The sequence below is a fragment of the Sporosarcina koreensis genome (assembly GCF_000826145.2).
GTDB classification, from domain to species: domain Bacteria; phylum Bacillota; class Bacilli; order Bacillales_A; family Planococcaceae; genus Sporosarcina; species Sporosarcina trichiuri.
This window is the reverse complement of the sequence record NZ_LN651337.1, coordinates 65,631-81,210: the sequence shown is the minus strand read 5'-3', so window position 1 is coordinate 81,210 and position 15,580 is coordinate 65,631. Positions and strand designations below refer to the sequence as shown.

The following is a 15,580-nucleotide window of genomic DNA, read 5'->3' as shown; positions in this document are numbered from 1 at the left end:
ATCACTCCTTTTCCGTTTTTCGTCCTTTCAAGATATCTGTCACGTTTTTAGCTGGCAGGCCGAGTTCCGCCATCAAAACCAATACGTGGTATGCCAGGTCCGCGATTTCATTTGCTGTTTCATTCAGATTGCCGTTTTTCGCACCGATGACCACCTCTGTCGCTTCTTCCCCGACTTTCTTCAGTATCTTATCCAGCCCTTCCCGAAACAGATAGGATGTGTAGGAACCATCCGCCGGGGCCGCTTGTCGTGCCGCAATCCGGTCAGCAAGATCCTGCAGGACAGTCTCTGCCTGCGACTTGGCGCCGGGCGCTTCCCCGCTGAAGCATGAAGCCGAACCGGTATGACATGCCGGCCCCATCGGATCGACCAGCAGCAGGACCGCATCCCTGTCACAGTCGTACCGGATCTCCCTGACAGTCTGCCGGTTGCCGGATGTCTTGCCTTTGTGCCATAATTCCTGCCGGGACCTGCTGAACAGCCATGTCTCTTTCGTTTTGATCGTCTTCTCGAGTGCCTCGTCATTCATATAGGCAAGTGTCAGCACATCTTTCGTTTGTGCATCCTGTAGGATAGCAGGCACCAGACCGTTTTCATCCCACTTGACGGCAGAAGATCCGGCGCTTCGTTTTGCCTCCTGCAGCTCCTGAAGGGTCACTTGGCCATAGTGCAGGATCGAGGCTGCAAGAGCACCTTGTGCGGACGTGCGCTCGAACAGCTCTGTAATGTGTTGGGGACGGCCTGCCCCTCCGCTGGCAATGACGGGTATGGAAACGGATTGCGCGATTTTCTCAGTGAGCTCCAGATTGTAACCGTTCTGCATCCCATCTTCATCGATGCAGTTGACGACAAGCCCGCCTGCGCCGAGACGTTCCCCTTCTGCTGCCCATTCCAAGGCATCCTGTCCGGTGTCTTCCCTGCCCGCCTTCGCGTACACGTTCCACTGCCCTTCTGATGACCGGCTCACGTCCATGGAGAGGAGCAGCTTCTCAGCACCGTACCGTTCGGATATCCGGCGCAACAGTTCCGGATCTCTGAGCGCTCCGCTGTTGACGGATACCCGGTCAGCCCCCGCTTCGAAAGCGAGTTCTGCGTCAGACAGCGTCTGGATCCCTCCGCCGACGATGAACGGGATTGTGAGTTCATCGGCGATCGTCCTGATAAGGTCCATAAACATGCCGCGTCTGTCGACGGATGCCGATATATCGTAGAATACGAGTTCATCGGCGCCCTCAGCTTCATATTTCCTTGCGAGTTCCACGGGATCTGCAAGCTCTTTCACATCTTCGAATTTCTTCCCTTTCACCACACGGCGGTTATCGATGTCCAGACATGCTAGTATTGTTCGCTTTTTCATGAAAGTCCTCCCATCATTTCTTCAAAACGGCCTTCGTTCTCGTAAATGGCTTTGCCGGCGATTGCCCCATGAAACCCATCTTCCTTCAGCCGGCGGACATCCTCCGCAGTCGTGACACCGCCGGATGCGATGGTATTGAGCGTGCTGTTCTGCCGCAGCCGGTTCAGGTCGCTGAAGTTGGGTCCTGAAAGCATGCCGTCTTTACCGATATCCGTGTATATGACCGTCTGGATGCCGGTCCCAATGAGACGCTGCAGTAATTCCTCAAGCGACACAGCAGCCGTCCGTGTCCAGCCTGCGGTCGTCGGTATTCCGTTTTTCGTATCGATCGAAACGGCGATCCGGTTTCCGTAGTTTTCAACGGCACGCTCCAGCAGACGAGGATCCTCGATGGCTGCTGTCCCAAGGATGACACGCTCGATGCCAGCAGCCAGATACTCATCGATTGTCTTGATAGAACGGATGCCTCCGCCCAGCTGGATCGGTATGCCGATCTTTTCCGCAAGGGACAGAACCAGTTCCCGGTTCACGGACCGGCCGGATTCCGCGCCATCCAGATCGACGACATGAAGCCACTCCGCCCCCTTTCCGGCCCAGTTCCATGCCATCTCAAGCGGCGAATCATGATAGACGGTCTGCCGCCCGAAATCTCCCTGCACAAGCCTGACACACTTTTCCTGCCGGATATCGATTGCCGGAAACAGTATCATCTCCCCAACTCCTTTCAGTCCGTTTATAGTAGACCTTTCGTGGACGGCACCCCTTCGGTTGACGTCCGGGCCGATGCGGTGCGCAGCGCCCTCCCGAACGCTTTGAACACCGCTTCGAGCATATGGTGGCTGTTTTTTCCATAGTGCAGGCTGATGTGCAGTGTGACATCTGCATGACGTGTGAATGCAAGGAAAAACTCCTCGGCAAGTTCCGTATCGAAGTCGCCGATCTTATCCTTGAGACCGGGCACGTTGTAGACGAGCAGTGACCTTCCGCTGATGTCGAGTGACACAGTCGCAAGCGACTCGTCCATCGGAATTGTGACGGATGCATATCGTTCGATCCCTTCCTTCGTGCCGAGGCACTGGCGGAACGCCTGCCCGAGAACGATACCGACGTCTTCCGCACTGTGATGCTGATCCGTTTCCAGGTCACCGGTGCAGGCGGCACCCAGATCGAGACGGCCGTGCATCGCGGTAAGTGTCAGCATGTGATCGAGAAATCCAATGCCTGTACGGATATCGCTGGTTCCTTCAGCGTCCAGTTTCAGGGAAAGGCTGATGTCCGTCTCCGCGGTCTTCCGGTCTATCGCTGCCTGCCTCATAATCCTGCCTCCTTAGTTCTGATGGCAATCGAACCGGCGTGACCGCCAAGCTGTTCAGTCCGTGCCAGTGTGATGATTTCATCCGCGACGGAACGGAGTGCCTGCTCCTCATACCGGATGATACTTGTCCGTTTCGTAAAGTCGTACACGCCAAGCGGCGAGGAGAATTTCGCGGTCCCATTCGTCGGCAGCGTATGGTTCGGCCCTGCCATATAATCACCGAGCGCTTCCGGAGAATAAGGACCGATGAATATCGCTCCCGCATTGCGGATATCCTCCAGCCGCTTTTCAGGTTCGGCAGTCATGATTTCCAGATGCTCAGGAGCCAGCCGGTTGATCAGGCGGATGGCATCATCCTCTGCCGAAAGGACGGCGATCCATCCGTGTTCCGCTATGGCTCTGCCTGCGATGTCCTTCCGGTCAAGCACTTCCAGCTGCCTTCCGATCTCACGGATGACCGCCTGGCCGAAAGCTTCGGTCTCCACGATGCAGCAGGCCGTCGCCTGTTCGTCATGCTCCGCCTGTGCGAGGAGATCTGCGGCGATGAACGCGGGGTCGGCCTGTTCATCCGCCCAGATGCATACTTCGCTGGGACCGGCGATCATATCGATTCCGACGTCACCCTGGACGAGTTTCTTCGCACACGCGACATATGCATTGCCCGGCCCAGTGATCTTTTCAACCGGGCCGATCGTTTCCGTGCCGTATGCCAGGGCGGCGATTGCCTGCGCGCCCCCGACTTTGTAGATCTCCGTGATTCCGCATAGATCGGCCGCCGCCAACACGGCAGGGTGAACGCGGCCTTCGGAATCCGGCGGCGTGACCATGACAATCCGTTCCACGCCTGCAATCTTCGCGGGCAGCACATTCATCAGCACAGTTGATGGGTACGCGGCTTTTCCGCCAGGTATGTAGATGCCTGCCGCTTCCACTGGCCGGATGAGCTGGCCGAGACGCACGCCAGGTTCCGGCCGGAAATCCCAGCTCTCTTCCTTCTGCTGATCGTGAAAGCGCTGGATACGCATTTTTGCTGCTGTAAGGGACTTCATCAGACCGTCGGGCACATCCCGGACGGCTTCTGTGATCTCCTGTAGGGTGACCTGCAGGTTTTCGAGATCCGCACCATCATATTGTCTGGCAAGCGCCAGCAGTTCCGCGTCGCCATTTGCCCTGACACGGGAGATGATCGTACGCACCGTCTCTTCAACCGGTGCGCCGGCAGTCCTCCGTTGCAGCTGCTGTTCAATCTGCTGCCAATCCGTCAGTAGCCTCATGCTGCTTCCCCACTCCTTTCTCAAGCAGTTGTAGGCATTGCCTTACGTCGTCTGTGCGGGTCGCGAAACTCGCTTTGTTGACGATGACACGCGCACTCACCTGAGCGATTTCCCGAAGGACCACAAGGCCGTTCTCCCGAAGTGTCGCGCCGGTTTCCACAATATCCACGATGACATCCGCAAGACCTGCAAGGGGGGCGAGCTCAATGGAGCCATGCAGTTTACTGATCTCTGCGCGGATGCCTTCCTGTGCAAAGTAGGAATCTGCGATATTCGGGTATTTGGTCGCAACCTTCAAGGCTCTGGCAGGGTCCGGCGTACTGTCGGGAAACCCTGCGACGACCATCCTGCATCTGCCGACTCCGAGATCGAGCACTTCGTAGACATCTTTCCGTTCTTCCAGAATGGTATCTTTCCCTGCAATCCCCAGATCGGCAGCCCCCTGCTCGACATATGTGGGGACATCTGCCGGTTTAACCAGCAGCAGCTGGTGTGTCCCGCTGGTGCTTGTGATGATCAGTTTCCGTTCATCATATTGAGCGTCCGGGAATCCGACGCCCCCTTCCGACAGCAATTCCCTTGCCGTATCCGCTATCCTTCCTTTTGCGACGGCAATTTTCAGCGGTGCCATGTTCTTACACCCCTTTCTTTATCAATTGGCCCGTTATGACTTCCCTGCAATCAGAGCATCCACAAAGCAGGCAAAACCGACAGCAGGCAGGTCCGCTCCGAATTTGCGGCTGACGTTATCATACCGGCCGCCCATCAAAACCGGCTTTCCATATGAGCTGCTGAATCCCTGGAACTGGATGCCTGAGTAGTAGTCCATGTCATTGACCATCCCCAGGTCGATGGTGAGACAGTGTCCGTATCCCTGATCTGCCACCAGTCCGATGACGGCTTTCAAGTGGGTGAAGATCTTGTCTGTCCGGCTGTTCATGGAAGATTGTCCGAGTCGTGTGGACACATTTGCCGCGCTGCCGTATGTGCCGATAAGATATTTCAGAAAAGAGCCGGTTGCCTCATCCACTCCGTTTTCGGCGATGAACCCTGCCATCTCCCCGCTGTTCTTCTGCTGGAGCAGTGCCGCAGCCTGCCTTGTTTTGTTTTCGTCCAGCTTCATCCGCTGAGCGGCTTCATCCAGTATGCCGGCATGGCCAATCTCCAGCTTGAAATCCGTCACTCCTGCTTCCATCATCACCTTGCAGGCCAGCAAGATGGCTTCCGCATCCCGCCCGACCGTCTCCTCCCCGAACAGCTCAATGCCCGCCTGCCTTCTTTCGGAGGGGCCAGCCTTATCCTCCTCCTGCCTGAACACGGGCTGCATATACCAGCAGCGCAGATCACGCGCATCAGCTGAGGCACCTGCCGCCAGTTCTTTCATGAGGGCAATCGTCATGTCGGGCCGCAGCACGCGGATGGCACCGTCCCTGCCGATCAGTTTCAGCAGCCGGTTCCGCTCCTGTGTGGTTTGAATGGTTTCATAGGTTTCATAGGATTCCAGCATCGGCAGTTTCACTTCCCGGTACCCTTTTGGTACAGCAGTCCGCAGGAAGACGTTCCGGATCGCCTGCTCTGCTGCTGCTGTTTCGAACAAATCAGTCAAAACATCACTCCTTCTCTTTATCACTTTACTAGGATGAAATTATCTAGTACTATAAATAGACAGTTTCGAAAAGTCAACAAAAAAGGGAGAGAACTTTCATGTTCGATTATCATATGCACACATATCATTCGGCGGACTGCCGGGCGGAACCAGGACAGATGGCGGAAGCGGCGGTTGCGAAGGGGCTCACGGAGATCTGTTTCACTGACCACGTCGATTATGACTATCCTGATCCGGCGTTCGTCTTCGATTTTGACAAGACGGTGTACCGGAAAGAGATTGAACAGCTGGCCGAACGTTTTGAGGGTATCTGCAACGTGAAACGGGGAGTGGAAATCGGCGTGCAGCCGCACTTGCTAGGGCAGTATGAACAGCTCATACAGGAAGAGCAGTTCGACTTCATCATCTGCTCGGTCCACACCGTGCGGGGCAGCGATCTGCACTCCCGGGCAATTTTCGGGGAGCTGACTGCGGAGGATGCATTCGATGCGTATTATTCGGATCTGTACAAGTGTGTGAAGGGGTTTTCAGCCTACAGTGTGCTCGGTCACGCGGATCTGATCAAGCGGTATGCGGATCAAGTGCCGAACGCCGATTACCGCGGCAGTCTCCAAGATATTTTTGAGACGATCATCCCGAAAGGCAAAGGGATTGAAATCAATACATCCGGCACCCGGTATGGACTCCCTTCTGCAATGCCGAGCCCTGATATTCTGAAACTTTATAAGCAATGCGGCGGTGAGGTGCTTACGATCGGTTCCGATGCACACCGCCCGGAGGATGTCGGTTATGAAGTGAGGAAGAGTCTGGAGTTGGCTATGGATACCGGCTTCCGGTATATTGCATCCTTTGAGGCCGGCGAGCCAGAATTTCACCCGATCAGCCGGCTGCTCGGGTGAATGGATGGCTTGGTTCTTCCTGCCGGCCGGGGTGCTGATAGGAGATTGTGAAGTTATGAGCGCGTTGGATGGGTTTATGATCGCTTTTCTTGGCTTATGATCACTTTCTCGGGTTTATGATCACTTTCTCGGGTTTATGATCATTTTCCTCGTTTTATGATCACTTTCCCGGGTTTATGATCACTTTTCATGATTTATGATCATTTTCCTGGGTTTATGATCACTTTGCTTTTCGTGTGCCGCAATTGCCTTGCACGCACCACAGAAAATGCGGAGCATAGCGGAGCCGGCAAGCCGGCCCTTGACTTGTCCTTTTTCTGCGCGGTCCAGGGCCGTGAGAGAGCTGCAGCTTTTCCGCGCGCTTGGTGTCTGGCAGCCATCAAAATGTGAAGTTATGAGCGCAGCGGAGTGGTTTTGATCACTTTGCGAGATTTATGATCACTTTTCCAATTTTATGATCACTTTTCTCTTTTTATGATCACTTTCCCGGGTTTATGATCACTTTTCATGTTTTATGATCATTTTCCGGGATTTATGATCATTGTCCCCGGTTTTCACAAGCAGTCCCCGTTGTTCCTCCGAACACAACAAAACGCCCGGAAATGTCCCGGGCGTTTGGCATTCATTTCACCGATATGAGCTGTTTGTTGACGGTGGCGTGCACTTCTGTCGGCAGACCCCACAATTGGATGAACCCGACGGCCGCCTCCTGGTTGAAGGCGTCTTCTTTCGTGTAGGTCGCAAGTTTTTCGTCGTACAGCGAGTTGTCGGATTTGCGTCCTTCGACGATGGCGTGCCCTTTGAAGAGCTTGACGCGCACAGTGCCATTGACCGTCTGCTGCGTCTCTTTGATGAACGCTTCCAGTGCTGTGCGGAGCGGGGAGAACCACAGGCCGTTGTAGATGAGCTCGCTCAGCTTCTGGGAAACGAGCGGTTTGAAATGGGCCGTTTCCTTGACCAGCGTGATATCCTCCAGCTCCTTATGCGCTTTGATGAGTGTCATCGCACCCGGGCATTCATACACTTCACGGGACTTGATGCCGACGAGTCGGTTTTCGACGTGGTCGATGCGTCCGATCCCATGTTTCCCTGCAAGATCGTTCAGCTTGAGGATCAGTTCATCCAGCTCGTACGCCGTTCCGTCGATGCTCACCGGCACCCCTTTGTCGAATGAAATCTCGATCGTATCCGGCTGATCCGGTGCGTCCTTTATGGAAGACGTCAGGCCGTATGCATCCTCCGGAGGTGCTGCCCACGGGTTCTCGAGGATGCCGCATTCGTTGCTGCGGCCCCAGAGGTTCTGATCGATGGAGTACGGACTGTCCAGCACGATAGGTATCGGGATATTGTGTTCCTTCGCATACTCGATCTCCTCTTCACGCGACCAGCTCCATTCGCGGACAGGGGCGATCACTTCAAGGGTTGGGTCGAGCGCCTTGATGCCGACTTCGAAGCGGACTTGGTCGTTCCCTTTTCCGGTGCAGCCATGCGCCACTGCGACAGCTCCCTCCTTGTGCGCCACTTCAACCAGCTTTTTGGCGATCAGCGGACGGGACAGCGCTGAGATGAGCGGATACTTCTCTTCATACAGCGTACGCGCCTGAAGCGCGAGCAGCGCGTATTCTTGCGCATATTCCTTTTTCGCATCGATGACATAGCTTTCGACTGCACCGACCTGGAGTGCTTTCTGCTGGATGAATTCCAGATCTTTCCCTTCGCCGACATCAAGACAGCACGCGACAACAGCATATCCCTGCTCCGTCAGCCACTGGACAGCGACCGATGTATCAAGTCCTCCTGAATATGCCAATACCACTTTTTGCTTTATCATCATGCATTCCCCTTTCGCCTTTTGTATCTTTATACATTATAAAGTATATTTATAATAACATGCATTCACTGAAATGCAATCGAAAACTTCATTTTCCACAAAAGAAAACACACCTTTTCAGATGTGTTCGGTGGTTCTGTTCAGCTGAGTCCGTGTGCCGCCATTGCGTCCGCCACTCGGAGAAACCCGGCGATATTGGCACCCATGACGAGATTCCCCGGCTTCCCGAATCGGCTTGCGGCATCTGTGCAGCTGTCATAGATGGAGCGCATGACGACATGCAGCCGTTCATCCACTTCCTCGGCCGTCCAGCGAAGCCGCATGCTGTTCTGGGACATCTCCATGGCAGAAACCGCCACTCCGCCGGCATTGGCAGCTTTTGCAGGTGCGAACAGCACACCATGATCCTGGAACCGGGTGATCGCTTCTGTCGTACACGGCATGTTGGCCCCTTCGCCGACCGCTTTCACGCCCTGACGGATCAGCATGACGGCATCCTCTTCCGTCAGTTCGTTCTGGGTGGCGCATGGGAGTGCAATGTCGCACGGTACGGACCAGATACCGCTGCAGTCATCGAAATACTCAGCATCCGGATGGGTCTTGATGTATTCCTGTATCCGTTTGTTCTCCACTTCCTTCAGCTGTTTGACACATGCCAGATCGATACCAGCCGGGTCCTTGATATATCCTGATGAATCACTGCATGCAATGACGGTCGCGCCGAGCTGCTGCGCTTTTTCCATCGCATAGATGGAGACATTTCCAGAACCCGATACGATGACTGTCTTCCCTTTGAAAGACAGGCCGTACTCTTTCAGCATCTCCTCCGTAAAATAGACCGTGCCGTATCCGGTCGCCTCCTTCCGGCCGAGACTGCCGCCGTGACCGGGGTCCTTGCCGGTCAGCACACCCGCTTCATAGCCGCCTTTCAGTCGTTTATACTGCCCGAACAAGTAGCCGATCTCCCGTTTGCCGACACCGATATCGCCAGCAGGCACATCGATATCCGGTCCGATATGACGGCTGAGTTCCGTCATGAAACTTTGACAGAAGCGCATGATCTCCCGGTCGGATTTACCCTTGGGATCGAAATCAGCCCCGCCTTTCCCAGCACCGATCGGCTGGCCTGTGAGCGCATTCTTGAAAATCTGCTCGAATGCCAGGAATTTCATGATGCTGCTGTTCACGGACGGATGGAACCGCAGACCGCCTTTGTACGGACCGAGCTCACTGCTGAATTGCACCCGGAATCCCCGGTTGACCTGGACTTTACCGGTATCATCCTCCCAGGCGACACGGAACGTGACAATCCGCTCCGGTTCTGTCAGGCGTTCCAGTATTCCGCTGGCGATATACTCCGGATGCTGGGCAAACACCGGTCGGAGCGAGTCGAAAATCTCACGGGCCGCCTGGAGGAACTCCGTTTCGTTCGGATTGCGCCGCTTCACGCTGTCGTAAACTTGGTGGACATAATCGTTCGATCGCTGCTGGACATCAACATGGCTTACATTCAACTTTGTCATACACATCCCCCTCTTGGATCCGCTGCTTTTCCTTCTGTGTATGACTAGTATACTGCATTATTATACTATTTTGAAATTTTTCTTCAAAAAACCGTCGACCGCGGTCGTTCAGGCAAGGGGAATGTATACTGTTATTTCTTCACGATATTGAAATTGCTTTCCAGCAGCGCCCAGTTCTGCGGGAACGCAAGACCGAGCTTCCAGTACATCATCCCGCGGAGACGGTATTTCTTCAGCAGATCGAATTTCGCCTGGATGCTGCGCGCATCTTCAAACCATACTTCATGGCGTGCGCCCGAAGCGTCGTAATAACTGAAGTGGGGCGCCTGTGCCGTCGAATCGTATTCGATACGGGCACGCTGCGCAACCGCCAGCTCTGTGGCCTGTTTCGGACTCACCGCTTTTGCCGGCTGCCCGCCCTGCGGCGGATACGGTTCCTGCCAGTCGTAGCCATACAGGTTCTGCCCGAGGAAAATCTTGCTGCGCGGGATTTCCTGTACGGCATATTTTACAACTTGCTCGACTTGCGGCAGCGGACTCACTGCCTGCGGTTCACTGTACGTGTATCCCCATTCATAGGTCATCAGGGAGACGAAGTCAACGATCTCCCCGTGCGCTTTGTAATCGTGCGCACCGTATATGCCTGTTCGCACGTCACTTGTCTTGGGAGCGAGTGCTGTTGACAAGGTAAGGCCGGCTGCATGGAACCGGTCGCGCGCCCTTCTGAGGAATGCATTGTATAATGCCCGGTCTTCCGGGAACAGTAATTCAAAATCGAAATGGATATCACGGTAACCGACCCGCCCGGCGATTTCCAGTATTTCTGTGAAGAGCAGATCCTGGACCCCTGTACTGAGGAAGATATCCCGTGCCAGTTCAGCGCTGAATGCGAAATTTTCCAAGTTGCTGATGACCATTGCATTGAGTGCGCCCGCATCAGCTGCCAGCTGCGTCAGGTTTGCGGTGGACGGCGCGTCCAGAGTCCCGTCCCTCTTCACTTGGTAACTGAACATCGCCAAATACGTCAGATCGCCGACGCGGCGGGCCGTCTCGGCGATCATCGCTTCACTGACGGGTGTCCGCGGCTCCACGTACAGCAGCGTTTCGGCATTCCGCTTCGGAGCCGACGGGATGTAGAGACGCTGTCCGACTGAAAGCGGCGCAGAGATGGAGATGTTATTCCGGTTCGCCAATTGCGTGATCGTCATGCCGTTCCGCTGTGCGATCGAATAGAGAGAATCCCCGGGCTGCACCGTATACATATTTCCATCAGACGGAATGACGAGCGCCTGCCCGATGGCAAGTGCTTCCGGATTGCCGATCTCATTCACTTCCGCTATTTCTTCCCAGCTCACACCATATCGTTTCCCGATTGAATAGAGGCTTTCCCCCTGGCTGACTGCGTGAATCTGCACGTCTGTCCACACCTTTCCCTTTTTACGGATTGTTCCATCAGTGTATGATGATATGCCGCCTGCTATGCCCCTATGTGCTGGAATGGACCGGATAGAACAGGACACCGCGCGCATACTACAATTGCTCGGCGATCACACATTTCTAAGGAGGAACTGATTTGACAACAAACCCGAATGGCCCGACACATCAGAACATGCAGACAGGCGCTGTACCGCAAAACATGAACCATGGTGGACACGAAATGTTCGACGTCCATGAAATCCTGTCTGCAGCAATCGGAGCTCTGAACCAGTCGATCCTGCTGCGTCCACACGTCAAAGACCCGGAACTGCTCGATATTCTGGACAGGCAGTACCGCTTCATGCTGGATGAGTACAACATTACGGTCGAAAGCTTCAAGACCGGCAAAGATCCGTCCCACCCGACACAGTCGTACAAAATGCAGACGGGCAATGACTTCATCTATGGCATGAATCCCGGGCAGCCGAAAAAGCCGATGACCAGCGCTAACGAAATCTCGGATGAGATTATTTCCGGTTTCCTGCTCAGCTCCGCGAAAGCCGGTGCTTCTTCAAAAGCGATGGCTGCTTGTGAAGTGTGCAACCCGGTCTTGCGCCGCGTCATTGCCGACTCCGTTCCGAACTGTATCGAGATGGCGTACGAGTTATCGATTTACCAGAACAAACACCATTACTACCAAGTGCCGCAGCTCGACAGGCAGGATATGACCGAACTGTTAAATGCGTATGCACCGGCCCAGGGCCAGCCGGGCATGCCGCCGATGCAATAAGAAAAACCGCAGATGCCGTCAAGGCGTCTGCGGTTATTTTGATCGTTTGTAAAATGAAGAAGGCGGATCGGAGATGAACGTATGGAGTTCTTTCGTGACCGGATGGATGATCGACAGCTTCGCCGCATGCAGACCGAGCCGCTTCAGCGGATTCGTCGATGCGCCGTATTTCTTGTCACCCGCGACCGGATGTCCGATCTCTTCCATATGGACACGGATCTGATTTTTCCGTCCTGTCGCCAGCCTCAATTCAAGCAGACTGTACTGCGCGCTGCTCTGCAGGCGGATGAATCGGGTGATCGCCTTCTGTCCTCCATTATCGGTCGGATTGGAGTACACTTTGAATGTCCGTGTCTCCTTCAGCCAGGAGATGATCTCCCCGGACTCCCTGCAGACTTTCCCTTCAACAAGCGCAACATAGCCCCGCTCTTTGACGGATTCGTCCCAATTATCCTGCAGCTGTTTTTTCACGGTTTCCGACTTTGCGAACAGCATCACACCTGACGTTTCCCGATCGAGCCGATGGACGATGAATACACGGCTGTTCCGGTCCTTCTTCCGGACATATGCCGAAAGCTCGCTGAATGCGGTCAGTTCCTTCTTATCCTTTGCCGCCATCGACAGGATACCTGCTTCCTTGTCGATGACGATGATCGCATCGTCTTCGTACATGATCGAAATACCTGTCATTTCGCTGTCCTGCTTCGCGGCTTCGTTCGTCAGGATCTCAACGGCATCGCCGGCCTGCAGCATATGATCATGCCGCGTCGTGACTTCCCCATTGACAGCCACCTGGCCGCGCGACAGTGTCCCTTTGACAGCATTCCGGCTTTTCTTGATGGTTGCGAGCAGGAACGGCAGCAGTGCCTCCTCTTTCCGAACGGTGTATGTGTAGGCTTTCGGTGTGTGTTTCGTTGGTTGGTTTCGCATGATCATGTCTCCTTATGGCTCCATTATGCGGAATTCCTGCCAAAATATCAAACACCGTTTACGATAAGGCTTTCAGACCGACGACACCGATGATGATCAGAGTCAGACTCGCGATCCGTGACAGGCTCTTCGACTCCCCGAAGAAAATCATATTCAGCAGGACAGCCCCTGCCGTACCGATACCGATCCATACGGCATACGCAGTACTCACCTGCAAGTATTTGAATGAGGTATACAGGAACAGGAACGACAGCCCGAAGCCGCCAAGGTAGACGGCCCCGGACAGCAATGTTTTCCGTTTACTGTATTTGTTCAGTCCTGCAACGCCGGCGAATTCAAAACCGGCCGCCAGAAATACATATAACCAGCCCATATCAGTTCCCCCCTTCTGTCTGTGTTTTCTCGTCCCGCCCGTCCGCCAGCTTCAGGCCGATCACTCCGGCAACGAGGACAGCGATGAAGAACAGCTTGCCGCCGCTCAGAGTCTGGCCGAAAAACAGGACATCCATGAGAGCCGTACCGATTGTGCCGACGGCCGCGAAGATCGCATAGACAGTCCCGGTCGGCAGGGCGGCGCATGCTTTCGTAAGGAAATGGAAATCCACAAAAATGAAAGCGACGATCGGAATCCAGTGCCACCATTCCGATGCTGTGTTGAAACCGAAGATCCAGACAAGTTCAAAGAAACTTGTTGCTGCTACATATAACCAAGCTTTTTGCATAATTTTCTGCTCCTCATCCATAATGACTGACTGTCATTCACTTCAATATAAATGTCCGGCGCTCCGCTGATGAATGGAGCGCCGCTTGTTTCAATCGTCCGCCGGCAGCCCGAGAGCGTATGCCAGGAACCTGACCGTTTCCTCTTTCTGGATTGCAGCACGGTTTTCCTGATCCGTCTCCACGTCATACAGATAGATCTGTTCGGCTGCTGATTCCGTCAATGCGATGATCAGCTTCGCAAGCTGGTCGGGGCTGCTGTCGGTCCGGAAATCCCCATGCTCCCGGCCCGTTTCGATGAGACGGCTGACCCATTCGTAGACAGGCGCATAGACGCTTTCCCATTCCCGCAGATGCTCGGATGAAGCGAGACCCGCATAGATCATCGCCTGGATTTCATGATGATCACGGCTGACCCGGAAGATCGCATCCACGAATTGGGCGAGCTGGGTACGGGGAGAAGCTGCTGGATCGACAGCTGTGATGACTTCATCCAATGTAGCCTTCACCATCACTTCAGCGATTGCCGGCATCAAAGACAATTTGGATGGATAGTACAGATAGAACGTTCCCTGTGCGACTCCGGCATCTTTGACGATATCGGAAATGGTCGTCTTGTCGACGCCCTTTTCCGTGAACATCCGGATGGCCGACTGGAGAATGGTCTCCTGTTTGTTCACTTGCACCCCTCCTCGAACTGACTGACTGTCATTCATTATAGCACAGGCGGCTGCATCGTTCAAACCATGCAGCCCATCCATCAGCACCAGTCATATGGCGTCTGCTGATAGACATAATAATTCAGCCAGTTGGAGAACAGCAGATGGGTATGGGAACGCCACGTATTCAGCGGCGTCTGGTCCGGGTCATCATTGGGGAAATAATGGAGCGGCATGTCGATATCCAGCCCTTTGGCGATGTCCCGGTCATACTCTTCCTTCAGCGTGCAGGCATCATATTCCAGATGCCCTGTGATCATGATATTCTTCCCGTCGTTCGACAGGATGATGAACGGACCGGCTTCCTCAGATCCAGCCAGTACGGACAAATCGCGATGAGCAGCCAGTGCCTGCTCCGAAATTCCTGTATGCCGTGAATGCGGAGCGGGGAATTGGTCATTGAACCCTCTCGCAAGGCTCACTGTCGGATCTGTCAGCGTATGGCTGAAGATGCCGAAGCACTTTGCGCTGAGCGGCTGTTTTTCGATTCCGTAATAATGGTACAGTGCAGCCTGCGCACCCCAGCAAATATGCATGGAAGATGTTATATGAGTCTCTGCCCAGTCAAGGATCTGCTGGATCTCAGACCAGTAGTCCACTTCTTCGAATTCCATCTGCTCGACGGGCGCGCCTGTCACGATCATGCCGTCGAACCGTTCCTTCTCCACCTCGCGGAACGTCTTGTAGAATGAGGCCAGATGCGTTTCACTCACGTTTTTCGAGATATATGACTCCGTCCTCAGAAATGTGATGCTGACCTGGAGAGGTGTATTTCCGAGAAGCCGCAGCAGCTGCAGCTCGGTCTTCTCCTTCTGGGGCATCAGGTTGACGATGAGTATCCGGAGCGGCCGGATATCCTGGGTTGTTGCGCGACCCTCTTCCATGACAAAGATCTTTTCTTCTTTCAGCAACTCACCTGCAGGCAGTGCTTCGGGGATTGTAATCGGCATATGGTTCCACTCCAATTCCAGCCAGTCAAAAGAACTCCCGCCAGTCTCTTGAGAGATAGCGGGAGTTCTGTAACGTCCATCTTATCTCTCAAGACAAAGTCTTGTGGAAGTAGCACCTTCCTGGATCATCCAGGGGTTGCTGAAGCGTCATAGGGCCAGTTCCCTCAGCTTCTCTTGATAAGCATATTCATTTACTGACCAGTATACCATTTCTAAATTGTTTGTATAGTGTTTTCTTCTGCACCCGGAA

Annotated in this window: 16 protein-coding genes, 1 pseudogene and 1 riboswitch; of the genes and pseudogenes, 2 read left to right on the top strand and 15 right to left on the bottom strand. The window is 54.3% G+C overall.

Features of this window, described 5'->3' with window-relative positions:
* Position 1 precedes the first annotated feature (1 nt).
* The 7 genes and pseudogenes from hisIE to BN1190_RS06110 all read right to left on the bottom strand — a co-directional run bounded on the left by hisIE (position 2) and on the right by BN1190_RS06110 (position 5,552).
* Positions 2-658 carry a bifunctional phosphoribosyl-AMP cyclohydrolase/phosphoribosyl-ATP diphosphatase HisIE gene (gene hisIE, locus BN1190_RS15150; protein WP_276327493.1) on the bottom strand — a complete coding sequence of 219 codons (657 nt, stop codon included), beginning with the start codon at positions 656-658 and terminating at the stop codon, positions 2-4.
* A 6-nt stretch (positions 659-664) separates the two neighbouring features.
* A pseudogene (hisF, locus tag BN1190_RS15145) lies at positions 665-1,357 on the bottom strand (imidazole glycerol phosphate synthase subunit HisF); the annotation flags it as partial.
* Complete coding sequence (gene hisA / locus BN1190_RS06130) at positions 1,354-2,067, bottom strand: 1-(5-phosphoribosyl)-5-[(5-phosphoribosylamino)methylideneamino]imidazole-4-carboxamide isomerase (protein WP_040286116.1); 714 nt, start codon at positions 2,065-2,067, stop codon at positions 1,354-1,356. The pseudogene hisF and the gene hisA, both read right to left, overlap by 4 nt.
* A gap of 23 nt (positions 2,068-2,090) precedes the next feature.
* Positions 2,091-2,672, bottom strand: coding sequence for an imidazoleglycerol-phosphate dehydratase HisB (gene hisB, locus BN1190_RS06125; protein WP_040286115.1), 582 nt, complete (start codon positions 2,670-2,672; stop codon positions 2,091-2,093).
* Positions 2,669-3,946 carry a histidinol dehydrogenase gene (gene hisD / locus BN1190_RS06120; protein ID WP_040286114.1) on the bottom strand — a complete coding sequence of 426 codons (1,278 nt, stop codon included), beginning with the start codon at positions 3,944-3,946 and terminating at the stop codon, positions 2,669-2,671. The genes hisB and hisD overlap by 4 nt, the downstream gene beginning before the upstream one ends.
* Positions 3,915-4,577 carry an ATP phosphoribosyltransferase gene (gene hisG, locus BN1190_RS06115; RefSeq protein WP_040286113.1) on the bottom strand — a complete coding sequence of 221 codons (663 nt, stop codon included), beginning with the start codon at positions 4,575-4,577 and terminating at the stop codon, positions 3,915-3,917. The genes hisD and hisG overlap by 32 nt, the downstream gene beginning before the upstream one ends.
* Before the next feature lie 33 nt (positions 4,578-4,610).
* Complete coding sequence (locus tag BN1190_RS06110; RefSeq protein ID WP_040286112.1) at positions 4,611-5,552, bottom strand: ATP phosphoribosyltransferase regulatory subunit; 942 nt, start codon at positions 5,550-5,552, stop codon at positions 4,611-4,613.
* Between the two features lie 98 nt (positions 5,553-5,650).
* Here BN1190_RS06110 and BN1190_RS06105 point away from each other — a divergent pair, with 98 nt between their 5' ends.
* Positions 5,651-6,451: a histidinol-phosphatase HisJ family protein gene (locus BN1190_RS06105; RefSeq protein ID WP_040286111.1), complete on the top strand. Its 801-nt coding sequence runs from the start codon at positions 5,651-5,653 to the stop codon at positions 6,449-6,451.
* A gap of 622 nt (positions 6,452-7,073) precedes the next feature.
* On the opposite strand, the gene BN1190_RS06100 is transcribed toward BN1190_RS06105, so the two are convergent.
* The 3 genes from BN1190_RS06100 to BN1190_RS06090 all read right to left on the bottom strand — a co-directional run bounded on the left by BN1190_RS06100 (position 7,074) and on the right by BN1190_RS06090 (position 11,220).
* Positions 7,074-8,285, bottom strand: a complete 1,212-nt coding sequence (locus tag BN1190_RS06100) for an argininosuccinate synthase (RefSeq protein ID WP_052461725.1) — start codon at positions 8,283-8,285, stop codon at positions 7,074-7,076.
* A 137-nt stretch (positions 8,286-8,422) separates the two neighbouring features.
* Positions 8,423-9,805: an NADP-specific glutamate dehydrogenase gene (gene gdhA, locus BN1190_RS06095; RefSeq protein WP_040286109.1), complete on the bottom strand. Its 1,383-nt coding sequence runs from the start codon at positions 9,803-9,805 to the stop codon at positions 8,423-8,425.
* Positions 9,806-9,936: 131 nt separating this feature from the next.
* Entirely contained in the window at positions 9,937-11,220 is a 1,284-nt protein-coding gene (locus BN1190_RS06090) for a LysM peptidoglycan-binding domain-containing protein (RefSeq protein WP_040286108.1), read from the bottom strand.
* A gap of 158 nt (positions 11,221-11,378) precedes the next feature.
* Between BN1190_RS06090 and BN1190_RS06085 the strand changes: the two genes are divergently transcribed.
* Positions 11,379-12,011 carry a spore coat protein gene (locus BN1190_RS06085; RefSeq protein WP_040286107.1) on the top strand — a complete coding sequence of 211 codons (633 nt, stop codon included), beginning with the start codon at positions 11,379-11,381 and terminating at the stop codon, positions 12,009-12,011.
* 33 nt (positions 12,012-12,044) lie between these two features.
* Here the strand turns inward: BN1190_RS06085 and BN1190_RS06080 are convergent, their stop codons facing one another.
* The 5 genes from BN1190_RS06080 to metA form a co-directional block, all read right to left on the bottom strand.
* The gene (locus tag BN1190_RS06080) at positions 12,045-12,941 is read right to left on the bottom strand and encodes an RluA family pseudouridine synthase (RefSeq protein WP_244898683.1); all 897 of its coding nucleotides are present in this window, start codon (positions 12,939-12,941) and stop codon (positions 12,045-12,047) included.
* Positions 12,942-12,999: 58 nt separating this feature from the next.
* Positions 13,000-13,314, bottom strand: a complete 315-nt coding sequence (locus tag BN1190_RS06075; RefSeq protein WP_040286105.1) for a DMT family transporter — start codon at positions 13,312-13,314, stop codon at positions 13,000-13,002.
* A 1-nt stretch (position 13,315) separates the two neighbouring features.
* Positions 13,316-13,666 carry a DMT family transporter gene (locus tag BN1190_RS06070; protein WP_144036125.1) on the bottom strand — a complete coding sequence of 117 codons (351 nt, stop codon included), beginning with the start codon at positions 13,664-13,666 and terminating at the stop codon, positions 13,316-13,318.
* 87 nt (positions 13,667-13,753) lie between these two features.
* Positions 13,754-14,341 carry a TetR family transcriptional regulator gene (locus tag BN1190_RS06065; RefSeq protein ID WP_040286103.1) on the bottom strand — a complete coding sequence of 196 codons (588 nt, stop codon included), beginning with the start codon at positions 14,339-14,341 and terminating at the stop codon, positions 13,754-13,756.
* Positions 14,342-14,421: 80 nt separating this feature from the next.
* Complete coding sequence (gene metA, locus BN1190_RS06060; RefSeq protein ID WP_040286102.1) at positions 14,422-15,330, bottom strand: homoserine O-acetyltransferase MetA; 909 nt, start codon at positions 15,328-15,330, stop codon at positions 14,422-14,424.
* A gap of 78 nt (positions 15,331-15,408) precedes the next feature.
* A riboswitch (SAM riboswitch) is annotated at positions 15,409-15,514 on the bottom strand.
* Positions 15,515-15,580: the final 66 nt, after the last annotated feature.